The sequence below is a fragment of the Cardinium endosymbiont of Oedothorax gibbosus genome, from assembly GCF_936981045.1.
Classification (GTDB): Bacteria; Bacteroidota; Bacteroidia; order Cytophagales; family Amoebophilaceae; genus Cardinium.
On sequence record NZ_OW441264.1, the window covers coordinates 788,026 to 809,580 of the forward strand.

Annotated in this window: 17 protein-coding genes, 5 tRNA genes and 3 pseudogenes; 5 read left to right on the forward strand and 20 right to left on the reverse strand. The window is 38.7% G+C overall.

Annotation, left to right across the window (positions count from 1 at the left end; translation table 11 throughout):
* Positions 1-34: 34 nt before the first annotated feature.
* The 12 genes from rplJ to NBW36_RS03675 form a co-directional block, all read right to left on the reverse strand.
* Positions 35-574: a 50S ribosomal protein L10 gene (gene rplJ / locus NBW36_RS03620; RefSeq protein ID WP_250237848.1), complete on the reverse strand. Its 540-nt coding sequence runs from the start codon at positions 572-574 to the stop codon at positions 35-37.
* Positions 575-578: 4 nt separating this feature from the next.
* Positions 579-1,271, reverse strand: a complete 693-nt coding sequence (gene rplA / locus NBW36_RS03625) for a 50S ribosomal protein L1 (protein WP_250237850.1) — start codon at positions 1,269-1,271, stop codon at positions 579-581.
* Between the two features lie 11 nt (positions 1,272-1,282).
* Entirely contained in the window at positions 1,283-1,726 is a 444-nt protein-coding gene (rplK, locus tag NBW36_RS03630; RefSeq protein ID WP_250237852.1) for a 50S ribosomal protein L11, read from the reverse strand.
* 46 nt (positions 1,727-1,772) lie between these two features.
* Entirely contained in the window at positions 1,773-2,327 is a 555-nt protein-coding gene (nusG, locus tag NBW36_RS03635; RefSeq protein ID WP_250237854.1) for a transcription termination/antitermination protein NusG, read from the reverse strand.
* A 16-nt stretch (positions 2,328-2,343) separates the two neighbouring features.
* Positions 2,344-2,535 (reverse strand): preprotein translocase subunit SecE, encoded by a 192-nt coding sequence (secE, locus tag NBW36_RS03640; RefSeq protein ID WP_250237857.1) that lies wholly within the window; start codon positions 2,533-2,535, stop codon positions 2,344-2,346.
* Positions 2,536-2,546: 11 nt separating this feature from the next.
* Positions 2,547-2,619, reverse strand: a tRNA-Trp gene (locus tag NBW36_RS03645).
* A gap of 90 nt (positions 2,620-2,709) precedes the next feature.
* Complete coding sequence (gene tuf / locus NBW36_RS03650; RefSeq protein ID WP_250237859.1) at positions 2,710-3,897, reverse strand: elongation factor Tu; 1,188 nt, start codon at positions 3,895-3,897, stop codon at positions 2,710-2,712.
* A 95-nt stretch (positions 3,898-3,992) separates the two neighbouring features.
* Positions 3,993-4,067: transfer RNA gene (locus NBW36_RS03655), tRNA-Thr, on the reverse strand.
* Between the two features lie 16 nt (positions 4,068-4,083).
* Positions 4,084-4,156 (reverse strand) — tRNA-Gly (locus tag NBW36_RS03660).
* A 29-nt stretch (positions 4,157-4,185) separates the two neighbouring features.
* Positions 4,186-4,266, reverse strand: a tRNA-Tyr gene (locus NBW36_RS03665).
* A gap of 163 nt (positions 4,267-4,429) precedes the next feature.
* A complete protein-coding gene (locus NBW36_RS03670; RefSeq protein WP_250237861.1) occupies positions 4,430-5,239 on the reverse strand; it encodes a hypothetical protein in 810 nt (269 codons plus the stop codon).
* Between the two features lie 131 nt (positions 5,240-5,370).
* Complete coding sequence (locus tag NBW36_RS03675) at positions 5,371-5,556, reverse strand: hypothetical protein (protein WP_250237863.1); 186 nt, start codon at positions 5,554-5,556, stop codon at positions 5,371-5,373.
* Here NBW36_RS03675 and NBW36_RS03680 point away from each other — a divergent pair.
* Positions 5,529-5,602, forward strand: a tRNA-Arg gene (locus NBW36_RS03680). The genes NBW36_RS03675 and NBW36_RS03680 overlap by 28 nt on opposite strands.
* A gap of 89 nt (positions 5,603-5,691) precedes the next feature.
* Here the strand turns inward: NBW36_RS03680 and NBW36_RS05725 are convergent.
* Both NBW36_RS05725 and NBW36_RS03690 read right to left on the reverse strand, forming a co-directional pair.
* Positions 5,692-5,892, reverse strand: coding sequence for a hypothetical protein (locus tag NBW36_RS05725; RefSeq protein WP_439099463.1), 201 nt, complete (start codon positions 5,890-5,892; stop codon positions 5,692-5,694).
* Between the two features lie 429 nt (positions 5,893-6,321).
* Positions 6,322-6,633: a reverse transcriptase domain-containing protein gene (locus NBW36_RS03690; RefSeq protein ID WP_250237865.1), complete on the reverse strand. Its 312-nt coding sequence runs from the start codon at positions 6,631-6,633 to the stop codon at positions 6,322-6,324.
* 37 nt (positions 6,634-6,670) lie between these two features.
* Here NBW36_RS03690 and NBW36_RS03695 point away from each other — a divergent pair, with 37 nt between their 5' ends.
* On the forward strand, positions 6,671-6,829 hold the full coding sequence (locus tag NBW36_RS03695) for a hypothetical protein (protein ID WP_250237867.1): 159 nt from the start codon (positions 6,671-6,673) through the stop codon (positions 6,827-6,829).
* Between the two features lie 106 nt (positions 6,830-6,935).
* Here NBW36_RS03695 and NBW36_RS03700 read toward each other — a convergent pair.
* From NBW36_RS03700 to uvrA, 5 genes and pseudogenes are all read right to left on the reverse strand, one after another.
* Positions 6,936-7,139 (reverse strand): annotated as a pseudogene (locus NBW36_RS03700) (DDE-type integrase/transposase/recombinase); the annotation flags it as partial.
* Between the two features lie 320 nt (positions 7,140-7,459).
* Positions 7,460-10,084 (reverse strand): alanine--tRNA ligase, encoded by a 2,625-nt coding sequence (gene alaS, locus NBW36_RS03705; protein ID WP_250237868.1) that lies wholly within the window; start codon positions 10,082-10,084, stop codon positions 7,460-7,462.
* 8 nt (positions 10,085-10,092) lie between these two features.
* On the reverse strand, positions 10,093-10,320 hold the full coding sequence (locus NBW36_RS03710) for a hypothetical protein (RefSeq protein ID WP_250237870.1): 228 nt from the start codon (positions 10,318-10,320) through the stop codon (positions 10,093-10,095).
* A 609-nt stretch (positions 10,321-10,929) separates the two neighbouring features.
* The gene (locus NBW36_RS03715) at positions 10,930-13,029 is read right to left on the reverse strand and encodes a hypothetical protein (RefSeq protein WP_250237872.1); all 2,100 of its coding nucleotides are present in this window, start codon (positions 13,027-13,029) and stop codon (positions 10,930-10,932) included.
* Positions 13,030-13,264: 235 nt separating this feature from the next.
* Positions 13,265-16,075, reverse strand: a complete 2,811-nt coding sequence (gene uvrA, locus NBW36_RS03720; protein WP_250237874.1) for an excinuclease ABC subunit UvrA — start codon at positions 16,073-16,075, stop codon at positions 13,265-13,267.
* A 241-nt stretch (positions 16,076-16,316) separates the two neighbouring features.
* Between uvrA and NBW36_RS03725 the strand changes: the two are divergent.
* The 3 genes and pseudogenes from NBW36_RS03725 to NBW36_RS03735 all read left to right on the forward strand — a co-directional run.
* A pseudogene (locus tag NBW36_RS03725) lies at positions 16,317-16,916 on the forward strand (IS6 family transposase); the annotation flags it as partial.
* A 765-nt stretch (positions 16,917-17,681) separates the two neighbouring features.
* Positions 17,682-18,563 (forward strand): IS982 family transposase, encoded by an 882-nt coding sequence (locus NBW36_RS03730; RefSeq protein ID WP_250237876.1) that lies wholly within the window; start codon positions 17,682-17,684, stop codon positions 18,561-18,563.
* 139 nt (positions 18,564-18,702) lie between these two features.
* Positions 18,703-19,877: pseudogene (locus NBW36_RS03735) on the forward strand (IS256 family transposase).
* Positions 19,878-19,896: 19 nt separating this feature from the next.
* On the opposite strand, the gene NBW36_RS03740 reads toward NBW36_RS03735, so the two are convergent.
* Entirely contained in the window at positions 19,897-20,676 is a 780-nt protein-coding gene (locus NBW36_RS03740) for an IS256 family transposase (RefSeq protein ID WP_250237879.1), read from the reverse strand.
* Positions 20,677-21,555: the final 879 nt, after the last annotated feature.

Consider the following 21,555-nt stretch of genomic DNA (forward strand, 5'->3'; position numbering starts at 1 on the left):
TAGATAGATATAAAAATACAGAAACTTACCTTAGTTAAGCAGATGCTTTCGACCAAGACTCTACCACTCCCATTAAACGTTTTGCTCCAGATTGAATCACGGTCACAACACTTAAAATAGGAGCTTTCAAAAGCGTCATAATATCCCCTAAAATCTCCTCTTTTGATTTTAGGTTACTCAACGCATCTAAGTATCCTGCGCCAATAAATAGATCACCATGAATAGAAGCACCTTTCAATGCAGGAAGGCTTAATTTTTCGGCTTCTAAAAAAGTTTTTAACATTTTTCCGGGAGCACGCCCGCTGTCATGACTAAACAAAATACCAGAAAACCCTTTCAATATGCTTGAAAAAGAGCCCACATAAGCAGCAAGCTTCTCAGATCGCTCGAGCGCTTTCTGTATCAAAGTATTCTTAGCCACTTGATAGACTATATTTTGTTCTGCACAACTTTTCCTAAATTTGTTTACCTGTTCCACGGTGAGACCCATAGCGTCTATCACATAAAAACAGTCGAAAGTAGAAAATTTTTCCACTAGACCTTGTATAACCTGTAATTTTTCTTCTCGTTTCATTTCTCTAAAGCCCAACGGCAATACTTCTATCTACAAAAACGCCTCTACTCATCGTACTAGAAAGACTAATACTATTTACATAAAGCCCTTTTGAGGAGGCAGGCTTTAACTTAACAATCGCTCTTAACAACTCCATTATATTCTCTACGATCTTCTCCTGGGGGAAAGAGACGCGGCCTACACTACTATGTACAATACCATACTTATCCGCCTTAAAGCTTACCTTTCCGCTCTTGACCTCTTTAACCATCTTAGCAACATCCATGGTTACCGTACCTACCTTAGGATTAGGCATAAGCCCACGAGGACCTAATATCTTACCCAATTTCCCCAGTTTAACCATAAGGGTTGGCATAGTGATAATCACATCTACATCTGTCCACCCCGCTGCCATCTTTTCTAGATAATCATCTAACCCTACATAGTCAGCGCCAGCCTGTTTGGCTTCTTGTTCTTTATCAGCTGTACAAAGCACTAAAATCCTACAGGGCTTACCTGTGCCATGTGGAAGAGATACAGTTCCCCGTACCATTTGATCAGATTTTTTAGGGTCTACACCCAAACGAACCGCAACATCCATGGAAGCATCAAACTTTGTAAAAGTATTTTTTTGCACCAACTGAACGGCCTCGCTTAAATTGTACACCTCTTTAGAAGAAACCACTGCGCTCCATTTATCCATTTTTTGAATTGCCATTTTCATATCTTTTATTTGACCCAAGGCGCAGTACCCTGTACCGCAACGCCCATACTTCTTGCTGTTCCAGCTATCATACGCATGGCCGCATGTAGGTTTAAGGTATTCAAATCTGGAAGCTTATCCGTTGCAATTTGTTGAATCTGCCCCCAGCTAATAGTCGCCACTTTACGTCTATTGGACTCAGGGGAACCTTTTGTGATCTCCGTAAGCCTCATAATTGAAATAACAGCAGGGGATGTTTTAGTGATAAAGTCAAAAGACTTATCTTGATAAACAGTAATGATGACAGGTATCACTTCCCCTTTTTGATCCTTGGTTCTAGCATTAAACTGCTTACAGAACTCCATGATATTGACACCCTTACTACCCAATGCTGGACCTACTGGTGGAGATGGATTAGCTGAGCCACCTTTAACCCGCAACTTTACATAACCTAAAATTGGCTTAGACATATTATATGAATTTTATAAAAATCATTAGCGCAGATGCGCCTCGTGATTAAAAAATCTTTTTAACCTGCGTATAACTTAACTCTACAGGGGTACTCCGTTCATCAAAAATTTTAACCACCACATTTAATGTTTTCTTTTCTTCAAAAATCTCCTGCACGTTTCCAGAAAAGCCTGCAAAAGGGCCATCTATGATTTCAACTACTTCCCCTAACGCGAAAATAGCATTCAACTTCAGATGACTAGGTCCAAGATTACTGGTTTTACCTATAATACGATCTACTTCCGTTTGACTCAATGGAACAGGTGTACTACGCCACCCTCTAACACCCAAGAAACCCAAAGCGCCTGTTATACTCTTTAGCAACTGTACAAGAAGATTATTTGACAAGTCTGCCTGCAAGAATATATAACCAGGAAACAAGTGCCTATTTTTTACATATTTTTTCCCAGCACGGACTTCATATACCTTTTCATAGAGTATTAATAATTCACCAACAATATGTTGTAAATTATTTCTTGCAAGCTCTACTTGCAGATTAGCCTTTATTTTTTCTTCTTGCTTAGCAACTACTTTAAGCACATACCACTGTAACGCATTCATTCAACTCGTCCACTGTTTAAAAAGCATTATAAAACCACACAAAAGCTTTTTTTAAAGACCAATCCATGAGCCCAATAAGAAGGGCAAATATAAAGGAGGCTACAAGCACAAGTACAGAACCATTTTGCAACCTATGGTAAGGAGGCCAAGTAATCTTATACCTTACTTCCTGTATCAGATTCTGTATAAATATCTTTGCTTTTGACATATTATTTGATGCACGGGTGGAGAGACTCGAACTCCCAGCCTATGGTTTTGGAGACCACCACTCTACCAGTTGAGCTACACCCGTATTGTTTATACCATGAAATTAGAAGAAAAATCACACTATTTCTAAAGCGCCTTCTAGGATAAACAAGTAACAAAAGGGTACGAAAATGGATTACTCAATAATCTCAGTAACCCTTCCAGCGCCAACCGTTCTTCCTCCTTCACGAATCGCAAAACGCAACCCTACTTCCATAGCAATGCTGTGGATAAGCATAATTTCCAAGTTAACATTATCACCTGGCATAACCATTTCAACACCTTGAGGAAGCTTTACTTCACCTGTAACATCTGTTGTTCTAAAGTAGCACTGCGGCCTATATTTATTAAAGAATGGTGTATGACGCCCTCCTTCTTGTTTCGTTAAAACATAGACCTCAGCTTTAAACTTACTATGTGGCTTAACACTTCCCGGTTTACAAACCACCATACCGCGTTGAATAGAAGACTTATCAATACCACGAAGCAAAAGTCCAACATTATCACCAGCCTCACCCCTATCCAAGTTTTTTCGAAACATTTCCACACCCGTAACAGTAGAGGTCAACTTGTCAGCCCCCATACCAATAATCTCAACAGAGCTACCTGTCGTAATTACACCCTTTTCAATTCTACCTGTTACAACGGTTCCACGGCCCGTAATCGTACATACTCCTTCTACAGGCATTAAAAAGTCTTGATCTACCAATCGTACAGGAAGTGGGATATAAGTATCTACTGCATCCATCAACTCCTGAACTTTGGCTTCCCATTTTGGCTCTCCATTCAAAGCACCCAGCGCAGAGCCGCGAATAATAGGTGTATTGTCTCCATCAAACTTATAGGCATTGAGAAGCTCTCTAATCTCAAGTTCTACTAACTCGATCATTTCAGGATCATCTACTAGATCCACTTTATTTAAAAATACTACGATACACGGGACACCAATTTGACTAGCCAAAAGAATATGCTCCCTAGTTTGGGGCATTGCACCATCTGTAGCCGCGACTAGAAGAATAGCGCCATCCATCTGAGCAGCGCCTGTAATCATATTTTTAACATAGTCTTTATGACCTGGGCAATCCACATGGGCATAGTGCCTATTTTTGGTTTGGTATTCTACGTGAGCGGTGTTAATGGTAATCCCTCGTTCCTTTTCTTCTGGAGCAGCGTCAATAGCTGAAAACTCTTTTTTTTCTGCCAACCCTTCTTTAGCTAAAACAGTAGTAATAGCAGCCGTCAGCGTTGTTTTCCCATGGTCAACGTGGCCAATTGTACCAATGTTTACATGAGGCTTTAAGCGATTAAATGTCTCCTTTGCCATAGCTTATAATTCTCTAGATTTTCAATGAAATAAATAATTCATCCAATACATTTTTGGACTTACCTAAAACTAACTTCCTCAGATCTATTGCAAAATGGAGCCAATGACGGGATTTGAACCCGCGACCTCTTCCTTACCAAGGAAGCACTCTACCACTGAGCTACACCGGCCCTATAGAAACTATAGAGCGGGAGACGAGAATCGAACTCGCGACCTGAAGCTTGGAAGGCTGCCGCTCTACCAACTGAGCTACTCCCGCTTTTATGCCCTACGATTACTGCCACCTAGTGGGGAGAGAAGGATTCGAACCTTCGAAGCTTACGCAACGGATTTACAGTCCGCCCCAATTGACCGCTCTGGCATCCCCCCCAGGTATTAATAAATAAAGATTAGGAGAAAATAACACACGACCATTCAAATAGGTCAAGCAAATTTACGAAAAATATTTCTCTTCTACAAAAGGCCCAAAATAAACGGCAAAAACGAACTTCTTTTACATCATACAAACAAGCAACCCCTACTAGTAAAATGTCTATACCAGATCTATATATATACCGAAAGAGAATGGTCTAAGCGAATCGGAATGAGGAGGACCTTGGTTTTGCCTAAAAAGGGGCGTCAAATGAAAACCTCCTACCAAACCAAAACGGTGATACCCGACTCCAGCTTGAACAGCAAACGCCCATGGCTTAAAATTAAAATCACCTTTACACTTCAAAGCACCTGTATGCCCATATTCTTTATAATCGACTATCGTAAAAGCAGACCTACGTATACCAAGCTTAACACCTAACCAAGCATGAAATCCTGCCTTAGGCTCATCTAAGACACTGTTGAACCGAAGCCTCAACAAAAGGTCAACGAAAGAAATCTTAAAAGCAGAATAGATAAATTTTTTATCTGCATCATTCTCCAAATATTTATCAATTGTCTGCGATTCCGACTCTCTTTCAAGTGTTGGACAGGTCATTTTACCATCCTTATGCTCGAGAGCAAAAGCATAGTACAAAGTACTCCAACCAATCCCTGGACAGAAAGCAAAACGAGACTGATTGATACGAATAGCATATAACAAGGCTACATTTCCACGCAATAAACTATGCCAATCAAATTTTCTCACCTTATCAAATGGCTTAGATTGATCCGAACCCAGATTGTATACATAATCCATTCGTAGCGGTTCAACCATAAAGCTAGGATAATTTTCAATAAGTGGCACATAAGTATCGGCTGGGATTTCTTGCGTATCCATCACAACAGGATCTACATCATCTGCAGAAACTGGATGGACAACATGCAAAGCAACAAAAAACAATAACAGAGGAAAGATCTTTTTTTTCATGTACATCAATGATATTTTAGCATAGAAATATTACTTAACAAAGGTAGTTTTTTTTTTAAATAAGTCAAAACATTACTTTGAAATAAATTTTTGTTCATTAAATTTGCATAGTATTATTAGGATGTATCTGTTCAGGGTAGTAGTAAATAAGGCATTTTTAACCACACTTTTCTTGGCAAAGAAGTATGCAAAAAAACCACCCCCCTGTGTAAAAAGTTGGGCAACTTTTTACACAGGGGGGTGGTTTTTCTATAACATTGCCATACTGCTGAAATAGATACATTAGGATGGACTTGTAGCTCAACTGGATAGAGCACTGCACTACGGATGCAGCGGTTAGGGGTTCGAATCCCTTCAAGTCCACAGAAGGCAATTGTATGGGTTCTGTCGCTTCTATATTTTCGTTAGTAACGTCTTTTCTTTTAAGTGAAGTTTTGGATATATATTGGTTATTATTCGGCCATTAGCATAACAAAATTCTCAAAAGTAGAAAGATGATTTTTAGCTCCGATTACTTGTCCTTTTTGAATCATAGGAATGTTTTCATTCCTGCAATGGTCTAGAGTAAAGAAATGGTTGGACCACTTAAAATTAAGCATATCTATTGCTTCTGATTGCTCGCAATACAGTAGCTGACTAACTTGATTCTTCATTGTTTACCCATTCCCTTCTCATCCCAAGGTACGTTCAGTTTTCCCGAATACGGCGGTCCGACAGTCTTCTTCATAAACCTTGCACAACTCTCTCAGGATACTTAATCATTCCACTACCAATGTACAACATCCCCATTGTATAGAGTTTGCTATTGGGATAGCTTTGACACCCACACCCACGGCCTTTTCTTCTATAGGCTAAGTATCTGCGAAATCGGTTATTAACGTGAGTTCAGGATTTATTTGACTGATTTACAACAATTTAATATCAATTATTTAGTTAATATTTGCACCTATTTAACAAGTTTTTATATCTAATTTTATAAATATAATATATGTAATAAACTGATTATCAGAATTATTTGTTATTCAACTACCTATTTAACTGTCTATAAAACAAATTTTATAAATTTTTATTAATATTGATTATCAAATGAAAAAATAATCTAATCCCGAACTCACGTTAATAAGTTTTAATAACTTTTCGTGTGGGATGCTAGTAAAGTATGATTGAAAATCAATCTCAACTACGCCCCATGCCTGCTGGTATAGATCTTCTCGGATCACTAAACTCGCTTGTTTGGCTCCTCGTTTCGGTCTATAGCCGTATGAACATTTATGAAAATCAGCTTCGAAGATCGGTTCAATGACTATTTTCATTGCTGTGAGCACTATGAGATCTTCTACGGTCATTACCTCTAGTGGCCTTGTTCCACCTTTAGCTTTGGGTATTTCTACCAAACCTGCTTGAGGTAAATTTGTATAGCTTTGCGCGTAGTTGCTGCTACAATTTATTGATAATCTCTGCCTCCCTACTATCAGCCTTCCTGTAGCCACTAAACAGTCGGAAAATGCGCTTAAACGGCTTAACGAGGCTAATTTGGGTTCACTTTTGTTGCAGCCCGCTATTTTGCAGATGCATTTAAAGGTAACTTAAACCTGTGAATCACCCCACAAATCCAACCTCCTGCTAGACTCCCGAAATAGACAAATTAGAATCAGGGGACTTACACCCCATTTGTTGCACACCTGTGCCGGCGTGCAATGGCTGCAGACTTAAAACACTTAAAACTAAGCATAGATTTTAGCCGTTTTTTGATAAACCTATGATCTTGTTCAACTCCATTATTCAAGTATTTGTTTTGAAATATTTGAATGGTATGATCTTGATCAAGTTCTGTATTGATCGCATCAAAGGCAGCTTTATTACTACCGCTTTTGTCAATTACTACTTTCTTAGGAACGTGAGTTTGGGATTTATTTGACTGATTTACAACAATTTAATATCAATTATTTAGTTAATATTTGCACCTATTTAACAAGTTTTTATATCTAATTTTATAAATATAATATATATAATAAACTGATTACCAGAATTATTTGTTATTCAACTACCTATTTAACTGTCTAATAAAACAAATTTTATAAATTTTCATTTATATTGATTATCAAATGAAAAAATAATCTAATCCCGAACTCACGTTAATAACTACTTTTTTAACTGCAGATACTAAAATAATGATTTTTTAGAATAAACGCGACAGAACCTGGCTAAGATGGCTGAACTCTATGCATGGGGCATGGTAAAAAGGCGCCTTGCTGCTTTTAATGCAACTGGTATACCTGCGGGGTTATTGCCTTTAGCGGTTGCAAAACAAGGCTGCCCGCCTCCCTTACCGCCAACCAGGGGGGCTATAGATTGCATCATCTTATGGGCATGGTTGTATGGCCCCAATGGATCTGATACGAGTATCATAAGGTGCGCTTGCTGTTCCAATGTAGCGGCTAATACGATAAATATTTTCTGATATTGGGCTTTATAGTGCCATGCAATCTGTTGCAATGCATGGAGATAGGGCAGCTGGACAACCTGAATCAATAGATAGACATCATCAACTTGTTCTAATTGCTGTTGCAGTTGCTGGGTAACTTGCTGTATGGCTTTATCTTGGTAGGCAATTACCTGTTTCTGCAACTGTTTTTTTTCGTGGATCAGCTTTTCTACTACCTGAATGAGATCTTTGGGGTGTTTTAATAGATCCGCTATGGTAGTTAAAGCAGCAGATTGCTGGGTTACAAAATGGTAGGCATGACCAGCGGTTAGGGCTTCTATTCTGCGTATGCCGCTACCTATAGCGGTTTCATGGATGATCTTAAAAAAGCCAATTTGTCCTGTGAAGGGCAGATGGGTACCCCCACAAAGCTCTATAGAATAGGCTGGATCGAAAGTAATCACACGTACTTCCGCACCATATTTTTCACCAAATAGGGCTTGCGCACCCATGGCTTTGGCAGCTTCAAGTGACACAGCACGTTGTTCTACACAAGCAATATTTTCTCTGATTTTTTGGTTTAAGATCGCTTCCACGGCTTCTAGTTGTGTGGTAGACAACTTAGTAGGATGGGCAAAATCAAACCGCAATAGGGCTGGTGTTACCAAGGAACCTTTTTGAACCACATGGGCGCCAATAACCTGTTTTAAAGCAGCCTGTAAAAGATGGGTAGCGGTATGGTTACCGGCCGCTAAGGTGCGTTTGGTGAAATCTACACGGGCTTCAACAGGCGCTTCCAGTTGAGCAGGCAGCTGATCAACGGTATGCACGATTAATCCATGTTCTTTTTGTACATCTACCACTGCAATAGACTGGTGGCCAGATAGGATGACCCCCTCATCGGCTACTTGCCCCCCTCCTTCTGGATAAAAAGGGGTAGCTGCTAATACCAATTGGTAAACAACGCTCTGCTTATTGGTAATGGTACGCCATTGCACAATAAAGGTAGTCACTACCAGTTGATCATAGCCTACAAATCGGGGTTGAACTGCTGTTGTAACTACTTGCCAATCTCCTTGTTGAATGGCAGCATCTTTTTGAGAACGTCTTTTTTGTTCTTGGAGTGCCTCTTGGAAGCCCGCTTGATCTACGGTTAGCCCTTGCTCCTTAGCCATCAGCAGGGTCAGGTCTAAAGGAAAGCCATAGGTATCATAGAGTTCAAAGGCTACACGGCCCTCTATGACACCCTGATGGATCTTGCCCGAATCTAGATGGTTAAAGAGCTGCAATCCAGTAGCCAATGTCTTTAAAAAAGCGGTTTCTTCTGCTTGAATCAGTTGTTCAATATAATGTTGTTGGGTAGTCAGATTTGGGTATATTCCTTCCATTTGTGCTCCTAAAACAGGTACTAATTGATAGATAAAAGGGGTTTGTATGGACAAGTGGCTATACCCATAGCGAATGGCTCTACGTACAATACGGCGTATCACATAACCAGCTTTGGCATGCGCAGGGGCTTGTCCATCGGCAATGGAAAAGGCTACTGCACGCAAGTGGTCTGCAATGATCCGCATGGCTATTGCAATGGTTTCACTTTGGTGATAGGCTTTACCAGAAATCTGTTCTATTTTTGCTATAAGTGGGGTAAAAATATCGGTATCATAGTTGGAGGTTTTACCTTGCAATACCATGGCCAACCGCTCAAAGCCCATACCGGTATCGATATACTTATGCGGCAGGCCAACCAGCTTACCAGAAGCTTGTCGGTTGTATTGCATAAATACCAGATTCCAAATCTCTATGACCTGAGGATAGCCTTTGTTGACCAATTGGGCAGCTGGTAGCCTCTTACGCTGGGCATCAGAACGAATATCTAAATGGATTTCAGAACAGGGACCACAGGGACCTTGTTCGCCCATTTCCCAAAAATTATCTTCCCTAGAAAAGGAAAGAATATGTGTGGCAGGCAAGTATTTAGCCCAAATTACAGCGGCTTCATGGTCTTTTGGCAAACCATCTTGCTGGTCTCCCCCAAATATGGTCACATAGATGCGCTCCTTAGGAAGTTGGTAAACTCCTGTTAGGAGTTCCCATGCCCAGGCAATGGCTTCTTCTTTAAAATAATCCCCAAAGGACCAATTGCCTAACATTTCAAAGAAGGTATGGTGGTAGGTATCTACCCCTACTTCTTCCAGGTCATTGTGTTTACCGGAGACACGCAAACAGGGCTGTACTGTAACCACACGCGGAACAGTAATGGGTTGGTTGGCTAAAATAATATCCTTAAAAGGATTCATGCCTGCATTGACAAAGAGTAAGGAAGGATCATCTTTATTAACAATAGGTACTGCGGGCTGGTGTTGATGCCCCTTTTGTATAAAAAATTGAAGAAATTTTTCTCTTATGCGTTTGGATTGCATGGTTTGAATTAGTTTGCTTTGCGATAAAATAAAACCCGTGCTTGTTTAGAGGCCTGAATAGCATCGGTATGAGCCATAGACGTTACTACTGCATCGATTGACAACAATACTACTTGAAATCCTTGATACAGGGGTGGATAGAGCCATATAAAGGGCATAGGAATTTTGAAAGCATAGCTTTTAATTACATCTTGCTCCTGCCTAGAAAAACGAGTAGCAACAGTAATTTTAGGCAAAAAAGGAGATAACTCGTGCAATACAGTCAAAAACTAAACCACATCACTTCTATCATGTAATGGTTTTCTATAAACTTCTGATAGGCTATCTACAAATAGCTTACTATCATTTTCAACAATAGATAAATGGGTACTACATTGATACAACAAATACCACTTCTATTAGGAATACCAACAGGCCTTTGATGCATTACAGGAGGTCTGGGTTTCACTTCTGAAACACATGGATGAGCACCATGCATTTATAGACTTAACTGTTTAAGTGGGCCTATCTTGCTTACAAGTTGTAGAAACTACTATAAATAATCCCCAAAATAAAGCTATAGTTGGTAAACGCTTGCTGCATAAGATGCATATGAATACTCTATACAAGAGTATTTTTTACTTACCTGGTTACCAGCCATATAATTACTTTTAAATAAGGGATAAATAGAAAGGAAAGGGGTGATTTAGAAACAAGATTCACATACAACTGCAACATCTATTTTTCCCCTCTAAAAGTCAAGTATAAACACAGACATAAAAAAATGGGAGCCAGCAAAAGCCAACCCCCATTCTAGAAGACCTAATTTAAAAAGATAGAATTAAAAACTAAGCGTCTGGAGCTGCTCACTTGCCTGCCTTATCATGATACTCTTGTCTGATTTCATCAAGAGTTGGATAATGAGCCTCCGTCAGCCCTTTCAGATAAGGGAAACGAGCTACATAATCCACTACCTGACCAGCAGGCACCTCAATGACAGGAGCCACATCCGCTGTAAGAATACCTTTCAGTGCTAAGCAATCCTGTTTCATAGCTTCACGAACATCATCAATGTTAAAGCTTCCAGTTGTACTACCTCTATTAATCATTTCATAAGTAACAGCAGCCCTGCGATGCTTTTGCCTTAATTTTTCATCAAAATCTAAAATAGCCTGTCTAATTTGCTTACTTATAGTAGTAAAAACATACTTACTCGACTCAAGCTTCACAATTGCACGGTCTGCTTGCACGCTAATTTCATTCTTCAAACTGGCTATAAGAGCCTTGGCCGAATCATTGTCCATATTAGTGATCATGCTTGGACTATTTATGAGCGAAGCAGCAAGCTCAATACACACCCTTTGATCAAAGGTCAAATCTGAAACTTTTCCAATGTTGGGGTTATTTTTCAGGTTCGCCAACGTTTGAATTTTTTGCCTCAATTCTTCCCCTGTTCCACTAACATTCTGGCCAGATGAGAACGTGCTCAAAATATTCTTAAATAATTTAGCAGATTCACTACCTGTACCTACTGTTCCTGGAACAGTAGAAGATGTTCCTGCTGCAGCAGAGACGTTATCAGAACTACCACCATTTGCTGGATTTGTCTCATTCATACCTTGCATGAGCTTACTTTCAAGTACATTAGTATCAGGAATAACAAACAACCCTTTTAGCTCCTCACTCGACCCTAAATGACGACCCAAATATTGAGCAAACTCCTCATCACTTTTATTAGCTTCCTTTACCCAATTCATATATTTTTCATTGTTTGCAGTAAGCTTAACAAAATCATCCCCTTCAGAAGAAGGTTCGACGGTTAAAAAATCATTAGCTGCTCTCCCCCTAAAAAGAGTAAACAAAAGTTGACCAAATGTTAGGTCTCTTTGTGTAGAAGCGTTTTGATTAGGAGTATCACCCTGGGTGATTCGAACCAAGCAATTAGCAGCTTCAATATCATTTACACCACCCACCTTAGAAAAGTCGAACCTATGGGTCATCGTGTCAGCATCATAACTTAGGTGATTATCAATATTCCCAATACCAGGCATATGATCATTCCGCTCACCCCCTTCTACCTTCCAACTAACTGATATACCAGTCCCTTTTTTGGTTAAAACATTATTGATTCTAACATCCGTTGGATCCAGGTTAGGCAACGGGTTTTGCTTATACTTAAACCAAACTCTATTAAACATGCGATCATTCAGTAATGATTGCAGACCGTAAGATGAACCGCCTTTACTTTTATCAATCAAGAACCTAGCTAGTCGAGGTCCGTTGAGCATTTGATACCCCCCTGTATCTAGAAATTGATAAGAAGAGGTAAACTTTGAGTCTGAACCATTGACTTTTTCCAATAACGCATCCACTTTTTTTGTTAAACTATCTGATTTAGCCTGTGGCGTACCGTTATCAATTTGCTTCATCATTTCTCCATAAATATCATGAAGTTCCTTCCAAAATTCAGCTATTGCTTTCATAGCCGCACCATAGGCATAAGTGTAAGGAATATAAGACTTCCTCTTAACAATGTGACTCAGACTAGAAAAACATCCCTTCAAGCTTTTAGGATAAGCTTCTGCACATGTAGACCCATCATAAAAGCTAGAGATCAGGGCTCTAACCCTGTCTTCTAGCTTAGCCTTACCACCCTTGTCTCCCTTCAACTCATCTAGGTTCACAATTAGAGGTTTTACTTTAGCTGCTAAGTGGTCTATAGCTGAACAACTTGCAAGAGCTCTTTTGAACTTTCGAACAGCTGCTGTAAGATCCGAGCTGAGCTTCTGGTTGGCCTTACCCCCCTCTGCATTTTCTTGCTTATGATCAGAAAAAATAGCATTATCAGTCCCAGTATCACTACCATTATTCTTATTCTTGTCATCTTTGCAACCACCAAATAATACGCCGGCCAAGAGCAGACTGGACAAAGAAGGAATTTTATCTCCAATTTTTTTATACACCATTTTTATTCAATTTTATTGATTATGAATTACTTATTAATTTAACTGCTTTAAGCGCTCAAACACCTAACTATACTATCAATGGGCTTTTACACAAAAATAATATATAACCAAACACCATCCAAATGCACTAACCTAAACTTAGGTTATCTGATCCATGCACACATAGGCAGCTTTGTAGAAAGTCCTTAAATTTGCTACAATAATAATATAAAAAAAAACAGCATGCAACTATTTACTACATTTTTTGCTTTAAATAATGCGCGGTATGGCTGCCATGCTGTTGGACCAACGCCTCTGGTGTGCCGGCAAATACCACTTTACCGCCTTGCTGGCCCCCATCAGGGCCTAGATCAATAAGCCAATCTGCACTCTTTATCACATCGATATGGTGTTCAATCACAACCACGGTATGTCCCTGATCGATTAGGGCATGGATGGCCTTTAATAATTGCGCTACGTCATGCATATGAAGCCCAGTAGTGGGCTCATCAAATATAAATAATATAGATTGATCTGCTAACTCTTTTTCTAAATAATAAGCCAACTTAAGCCGCTGCCCTTCCCCCCCACTGAATGAACTGGAAGATTGCCCCAATTGTATATACCCCAAACCGACCTTTTGTAAAACTTTTAACTTATGGGCAATGGAAGGATGATCGGCAAAAAACACTAATGCCTCCTCTACCGTCATGCTGAGTACTTGGGTAATGCTTTTTCCATAATAGGTTATATCAGCTATTTCAGGCTTAAAACGACTCCCCTTACAGCGCTCACAGGGTAGGTAAATATCTGCCATAAATTGCATTTCTATCTTCTGCTGACCTTCACCGCGACAAGTGGGGCATTGCCCTTTTTCGGAATTAAAAGAAAAATGACCTGCTTGATAGTGGCGGGAACGGGCCAGATTGGTTTGGGCAAAAAGGTCTCGAATAAGATCATAAATAGCTAAATAGGTGGCTGGATTGGAACGGGAAGATTTCCCCAATGGATGCTGGTGGACCAACTCTACTGCTTGAATACAACCTAAATCACCACCCAATAGCGTAGAAGTAGTGGGGGACAACCCCAAAATCCCTAAGGGTTTGGTCAGGTGTTGTACCAAAGCAGGATAGAAAACTTCTTTGATCAAAGTGGATTTGCCTGATCCACTCACGCCTGTGACTACGGTAAATACATTGAGGGGAATGGTGACGGTAACCTGCTGCAGGTTATGGAGACTAGCCTCTTTGATAAGCAAATGCTTGCGCCAAGAACGTCTGTACCTAGGTAGGGGAATAGAAGCGCCGCCATTAAGGTATTGTGCGGTATGGGTGGTAGATTGCATCAATGCTTGAAAGGTTCCTTGAAACACCAATGTGCCCCCACCAGCGCCTGCTTCAGGGCCTATCTCAATAAGCGCATCGGCCACACGCATCACCAACTCCTCATGCTCTACGACAATAACCGTATTGCCTTGACTTTTTAAATCTAAAAGTAACTGCACCAACTGATCGGTATCACGGGGATGGAGCCCAATGGTGGGTTCATCTAAAATATAAATGGTGCCAAAAAGGGGACTTCCTACTGCCGCAGCCAATTTAACCCGTTGATGCTCGCCGCCAGATAGGGTGGCTACAGGCCTACTAAGGGTTAAATAGCCTAATCCAACCTGGGCTAAATAACAAAGGCTGTTTTTAATTTCTACTACCACGCTTTGGGCAATAGCGGCCTGACGCGCTGTAAGAGATAACTGATCAAAAAAAGAAATTAAGTCGTGAATGGGCATCAATAATAGATCGATTATGGAATGGTTATCGATTTTAACATAGTGGGCATCTGGACGCACACGGCTACCCTGACAAGCAGGGCATATGGTTTTGCCCCGGTAACGGGATAGCAACACCCGATACTGTATTTTATCGGTTTGGCTAGCACAAAAATCAAAAAATCGATCAATACCTATAAAATCGCCACTGCCACACCATAAAAGTTTTTGTTGATCGGGGGTTAAGCTGCTATAGGGGGTGTAAATGGGAAAATGGAGCGCTGCATGTGCGGCCAAAAGGGGAGCCAACCACTTACACATAGTGGGCCCATTCCAGGGGGCTATCGCTCCTTCTACTAGGGAAAGGGCGGGGTTGGGTATAACCTTACGGGGGTCTATGCCCACCAACTGCCCTAGGCCTGAACAGGCTTTACAAGCCCCATGGGGGGTATTAAAACTAAAAAAGGAAACGGTAGGTAAGGCAAATGAAATGCCATCTAGTTCAAAGCGATCTGAAAAAGATCGCTGGCCTAACCCAACCAATTCTATTACAGCATGGCCCATCCCTTCAAAAAAGGCTACTTGAACAGAATCTGCTATTCTATATTGGTTGTCCTGGTTCTCTTTTTTAACTATAATTCGGTCTACTAACCCATACATGGGCTGATCTAGTGACAATAGGGCCTTGCCTGCTAACAGGTCTTCTATAAAGAAAAGAAGGTTCCCCTGCATAACTCTGGTAAACCCTTTGCCCTGCTCGACTTTTAACTTCTGCATTAACGCGGCTTGATTGGTCACTACCATAGGGTAAAGGATCAATACCTTAGTGCCATCCGGCTGCTGTTGAATGTAATCCACCACATCAGCAACGCTATCTTTTTTGACTTCTTGACCACTTATAGGCGAGTAGGTTGTACCGATACGGGCATAGAGTAGATAGAGATAGTCACAAAGCTCTGTAAGCGTACCTACTGTGGAACGGGGATTTTTATTGGCAACATTTTGCTGAATGGCAATAGCTGGAGAAAGGCCTTGAATGGTATCAACCGCAGGCTTTTCCATTTTACCTAGAAACTGCCGCGCATAGGCGCTGAGGCTCTCTATATACATGCGCTGGGCTTCTACAAAAAGGGTATCTAAAATCAAAGAGGATTTTCCAGAACCAGATAACCCCGTCACTACTACCAATTGGTTACGTGGAATCGCTACATTTATATTTTTAAGGTTATGCATTTTAGCACCCCTTATAATAATAAAATCTTTTGGACTGAGGTTATCTAAGCCTAACACATGGAAATGCATGAATTGTATACCGTACTATTTTTTTAGCGCATCCCTTATTTACATCAAAAGCTTCTCTGTAAGGGTAGGGGTCTGTGCAGCAGATTTTTCTTCCGATTTTTTCAATTTATGAATGATCCCTATCAAAACAAAGGCAACCAAATCAATAACCAAAAGTTTAAAACGGCTGCAACAAAAGGTTCTGTCGCGTTTATTCTAAAAAATCATTATTTTAGCATCTGCAGTTAAAAAAGTAGTTATTATGTTTAATATTTCGCTCAAATTATTACCTTATTTTAAAGGCTATTGTTCTTCAGCAGAAGTCATCCTGTTATTTGTCTAGATGAAGTGTCGTTTTTCCTTGAGCTATAGAGATTTGGAAGAGATGATGCGTATGAGAGGCGCAAGAGTTGATCGTTCTACGCTACAAAGATGGGTTATTAAGTTTGTTCCTCTTATAGATGAAGCAGTAAGCAAAAGAAAACGACCAGTTGGTGGTAGTTGGAGAATCGATGAGACCTATATTAAACTAAACGGGAAGTGGATCTATTTATATAGAACAGTAGATCGTTATGGTGATACAGTTAACTTTTTTCTATCTGAGCATAGAGACAAGTCTGCAACTTTTTCTTTTTTTCGTAAGGCGATCACAGAAAATAATATTCTTAAGAAAGTAGTAATTGACAAAAGCGGTAGTAATAAAGCTGCCTTTGATACGATCAATACAGAACTTGATCAAGATCATACCATTCAAATATTTCAAAACAAATACTTGAATAATAGAGTTGAACAAGATCATAGGTTTATCAAAAAACGGCTAAAACCTATGCTTAGTTTTAAGTGTTTTAAGTCTGCAGCCATTGCACGCCGGCACAGGTGTGCAACAAATGGGGTGTAAGTCCCCTGACTCTAATTTGTCTATTTCGGGAGTCTAGCAGGAGGTTGGATTTGTGGGGTGATTCACAGGTTTAAGTTACCTTTAAATGCATCTGCAAAATAGCGGGCTGCAACAAAAGTGAACCTAAATTAGCCTCGTTAAGCCGTTTAAGCGCATTTGCCGACTATCTAGTGGCTACAGGAAGGCTGATAGTAGGATGGAAAAAATAGACCATGACCATCATACAAGTGCCGGGGTGTTAGGGGTTGCACGCTATGAATGTTTCACATCGTAGTCCGGGAGATCTGATATGAATCCAGTAGGCCACTGGAAACTTTATTGTATAAGTAAAGCGAAATCAATAAACGTGAGTTTGGGATTATATTATTTTTTCATTTGATAATCAATATCAATGAAAATTTATAAAATTTGTTTTATAGACAGTTAAATAGATAGTTGAATAACAAATAATTCTGATAATCAGTTTATTATATATATTATATTTATAAAATTAGATATAAAAACTTGTTAAATAGGTGCAAATATTAACTAAATAATTGATATTAAATTGTTGTAAATCAGTCACATAAATCCCGAACTCACGTTTATTAATAACCGATTTCTCAGATACTTAACCCATAGAAACCTCAGTTCGGGATTAGCTTGTTAAAAAATAGCTTTAAAAAGCTCCTTTGTGTTTTAAATTTGGAGATAAAAAAATACTAACCAGATTATCCAAAGGAGCCAGTTATGAATGTAGAAAAGTTAGTTGAAATATATTATGCTGTTAATGAATTTCTCATAAAGTTTATGCCGTACATGGAAAAACAACTGTTAACCAACTCTAAAAGAAAACCCACTAGAACTTGTTCATTAACTTTGAGTGAAATAATGACTGTTCTTATTGCCTTTCATGTGATTGGTTTTAGAAATTTTAAGTCTTATTATATTCATTTACAGCAATTTCATTCTAGTAAATTTGGAAAGTTAGTGAGCTACAATAGATTTATAGAACTGATCCAAAGAACGTTAGTTCCCTTGTACTGTTTTACACAAAGTCTTTCTAAAACAAAAACAGGTTGTTATTTTATGGATGCAACAGCCATCAAGGTTTGCCATGTCAAAAGAGCCTATACGCACAGGGTTTTTAAATCGATTGCTACTAAAGGTAAAACCAGCACCGGTTGGTTTTTTGGATTAAAGTTGCACTTGATAGTCAATGATTTAGGAGAAATTATGAATTTTCAACTGACCACAGGTAAAACTAATGATAGGCTTCCTGTAGAAAATTTATGTAAACACTTCATGGGTAAAATGTTTGCCGATAAAGGTTACATAAGCAAAGATTTATTTGAAAAACTGATCGAAAAAGGCGCGGAACTCATTACCCAAATCAGAAAAAATATGAAAAATGCTTTTATGCCACTCTGGGATAAACTGATGCTTAGAAAACGATCTATAATTGAAACTATTATAGATCAGCTCAAAAATATTAGCCAGATAGAACATTCCAGGCATAGAAGCATACCTAATTTTCTAGTCAATTTGATAGCTGGAATTACAGCTTATGCACTAAAAGAGAAAAAACCTTCTATAACTAATATATATATGACTGGTTCACAATACGTCTAATCGGAAGTGTTCTATAAACTGTGTCAAGGCGATAAAAAGTTATAAATTAATTAAATAAACATTAAAGGTTTTAGACATGGAAGAAAATAAGAACAATTCCTATGTTGGTTTAGTAGATTACAAATTTCTGTAGGAAAATATTTTGTGCTCTATCCGTTTAGGTAAGCCTTTAACAGGAAAAGGTGGTGCTTTAACGCCTCTGATAAAAAAGCTTCTAGAGGCAAGTCTAGAAGGTGAAATGGCACACCATTTATCTAGTGATTCAACAGAAAATAATAGAAGAAATGGAAAAAGCTTTAAAACTTTACGTACAAGTTCTGGTTCCTTTGATCTGCTAACTCCTAGGGATAGGACAGGTAGTTTCGATCCACAAATAGTTAAAAAGCGTCAAACAAGCCTACATCCTGAGCTGGAAAGCAAGATCTTAAGCATGTTTTCTAGTGATATGAGCTATAAATCTATAGCCGTTCATGTTGAAGAGATCTATGATCATAAAGTATCAGCTGCTGAAATATCATCTATTACAGATAGCTTGTTACCGATAATAAATGAATGGCGTAACCGCCCTCTTCAATCAGTTTATCCGATAGTTTTCATGGATGGGATATTTTTTAAGGTAAAAGAAGATGGCAGATGTGTAAGCAAATGCATGTATACCTTATTAGGCATAGATCAAGAGGGTAAAAAAGAAGTATTGGGATTTATTTGTCTGAAAGTGAGTGGGCTAACTTCTGGTTGGGTGTACTTAACGAGCTTAAGGAAAGAGGTGTAGAAGATATCCTTATTGCCTGTGTTGATGGCCTAAAAAGCTTTCCTTCAGCCATAAATAGCGTTTTCCCTAATGCACAAGTGCAGGTCTGTGTAGTACATCAGATACGAAACTCACTCAAGTATGTAGCTAGCAAAGACGTAAAACGTTTTTTAACTGATTTAAAGCAAATATATCAAGCTTCAAGTAAGGAAGTTGCTGAGCATTATCTATTGGAATTAGAAGAAAAATGGGGGGGGAAGTATCCAATGGTTACCAAATCTTGGCAAAATAATTGGGAACATTTGTCTGGTTATTTTAAGTATTCAGATCCTGTCAGAAGGCTAATTTATACCACCAATCCTATAGAAAGCTTGCATAGGCAGATTAGGAAGTTTACCAAGACAAAAGGAGCGTTTACCAGTATAAATGCTTTGTATAGATTAGTATATTGTGCCATAAAGAAGATCGAGGATAAATGGACTATGCCGCTGCGAAACTGGGCGTTGACCATATCTCAGATAGACATCTTTTTTCCCGGTAGATTAAAAGAGACGTTGAGATGAACAGGAGATGTGACACAGTTTATAGAACACTTCCGTTTTGGTATACAGCAGCAATGGCCTCAGACATGCCTGACAAATTATCTGTACATGCAATGAGCATATCGTTCATACCCCGATTTTTGAGTTCTGTTAAATTGCCTAACCAAAATTTAGCCCCTTTATTTTCACTCATACAAAGCCCTAAAACATCCTTTATGCTAGATCTATCTATACCTAAAGCAACATAGACTGCCTTGTTGATGATGCGCTTATCTTGTCTAACTTTAACTACAAAGCAATCAAAAAAAACAATAGAATAGACTGATTCTAAGGGATGATTTTGCCATATCTTAACATCTTCAATAACAGAGTCTGTGATGTTACTTATCAGGCTTTCACTTACTTCTGCGCCATATAATTCCTGTATTTGAATCTGAATATCTGACAGACTCATACCTTTAGCATATAAAGATATGATCTTATCATCCAAACCAGGAATTCTTGTTTGACGATTAGGCAATAAAATAGGTTCAAAAGTCGATGCTCTATCTCTGGGTACTTCAACCGATATAACGCCATTATCAGTAATAACGTGCTTACTGGATAATCCATTACGTACATTCTCTGAATCACTACGTGCATACTTATTATAACCTAAATGGTCATCCATTTCCGACTGTAATGCTTTTTCTACAAGACGCTTACTTAATTGTTTGAGTAAGCCGTCTTGATAAAAAAGTCTGGAAAGGTCTACACCTGATTCTATCAGTACATCTATGGCCTTGCTTATCCCATCTTTAACTATCTCTTTTCTTTTCATTGTTTTAAGTGTTATGATTTAGGTAAAGATAAATCCTAAAAAATATTTACACACTTAAAACAAAAGACCCCAAAAAGTGGTTATTTCTTAATATAAATTTAACAGATTTTTAATATTTTTTATTTTGATTAACAAGTAGATAAATAATACTTCAGGGACGACTAAGTAGGGATACGTTTCAAGTGAGCCATTTGAATCAGCTACCCCAAAGCTATCCTAAGCTTATGCTCCCCTATGTACTCTAAAGCTAGCTTTACTTTTAAAAGTAGAAAATAATTGATCATTAAAGTAGTAGGCCTTATAAAATACCCTAAACTTGCATTAGGTTAACGTGAGTTCGGGATTAGATTATTTTTTCATTTGATAATCAATATCAATGAAAATTTATAAAATTTGTTTTATTAGACAGTTAAATAGGTAGTTGAATAACAAATAATTCTGGTAATCAGTTTATTATATATATTATATTTATAAAATTAGATATAAAAACTTGTTAAATAGGTGCAAATATTAACTAAATAATTGATATTAAATTGTTGTAAATCAGTCAAATAAATCCCGAACCCACGTTAGGTTAACGTACGTTTTATATGCTCAAAATATAATAAAAAAATCACCCATTAGTTTTCTGGGGCAATATCTGGTTTATCTGGTTGTTCTAACAATGCGGATATCAACCCAAAAAGATCATAAGCATCCACAAGAGATTGCATATTCCCCTTGTTCTTCTTGACTGACATAATGAAGGTACTAGGCAAAATTGTGCGTAAATACATCATAACGATCTTTCGTTCACCCTATGAAAACCGAGCCGAAATTGGCGCAATAATCTGCATGTTAAGATAATAGCTTTTTACAAGGGGCGGGTTTTGTTGTTTT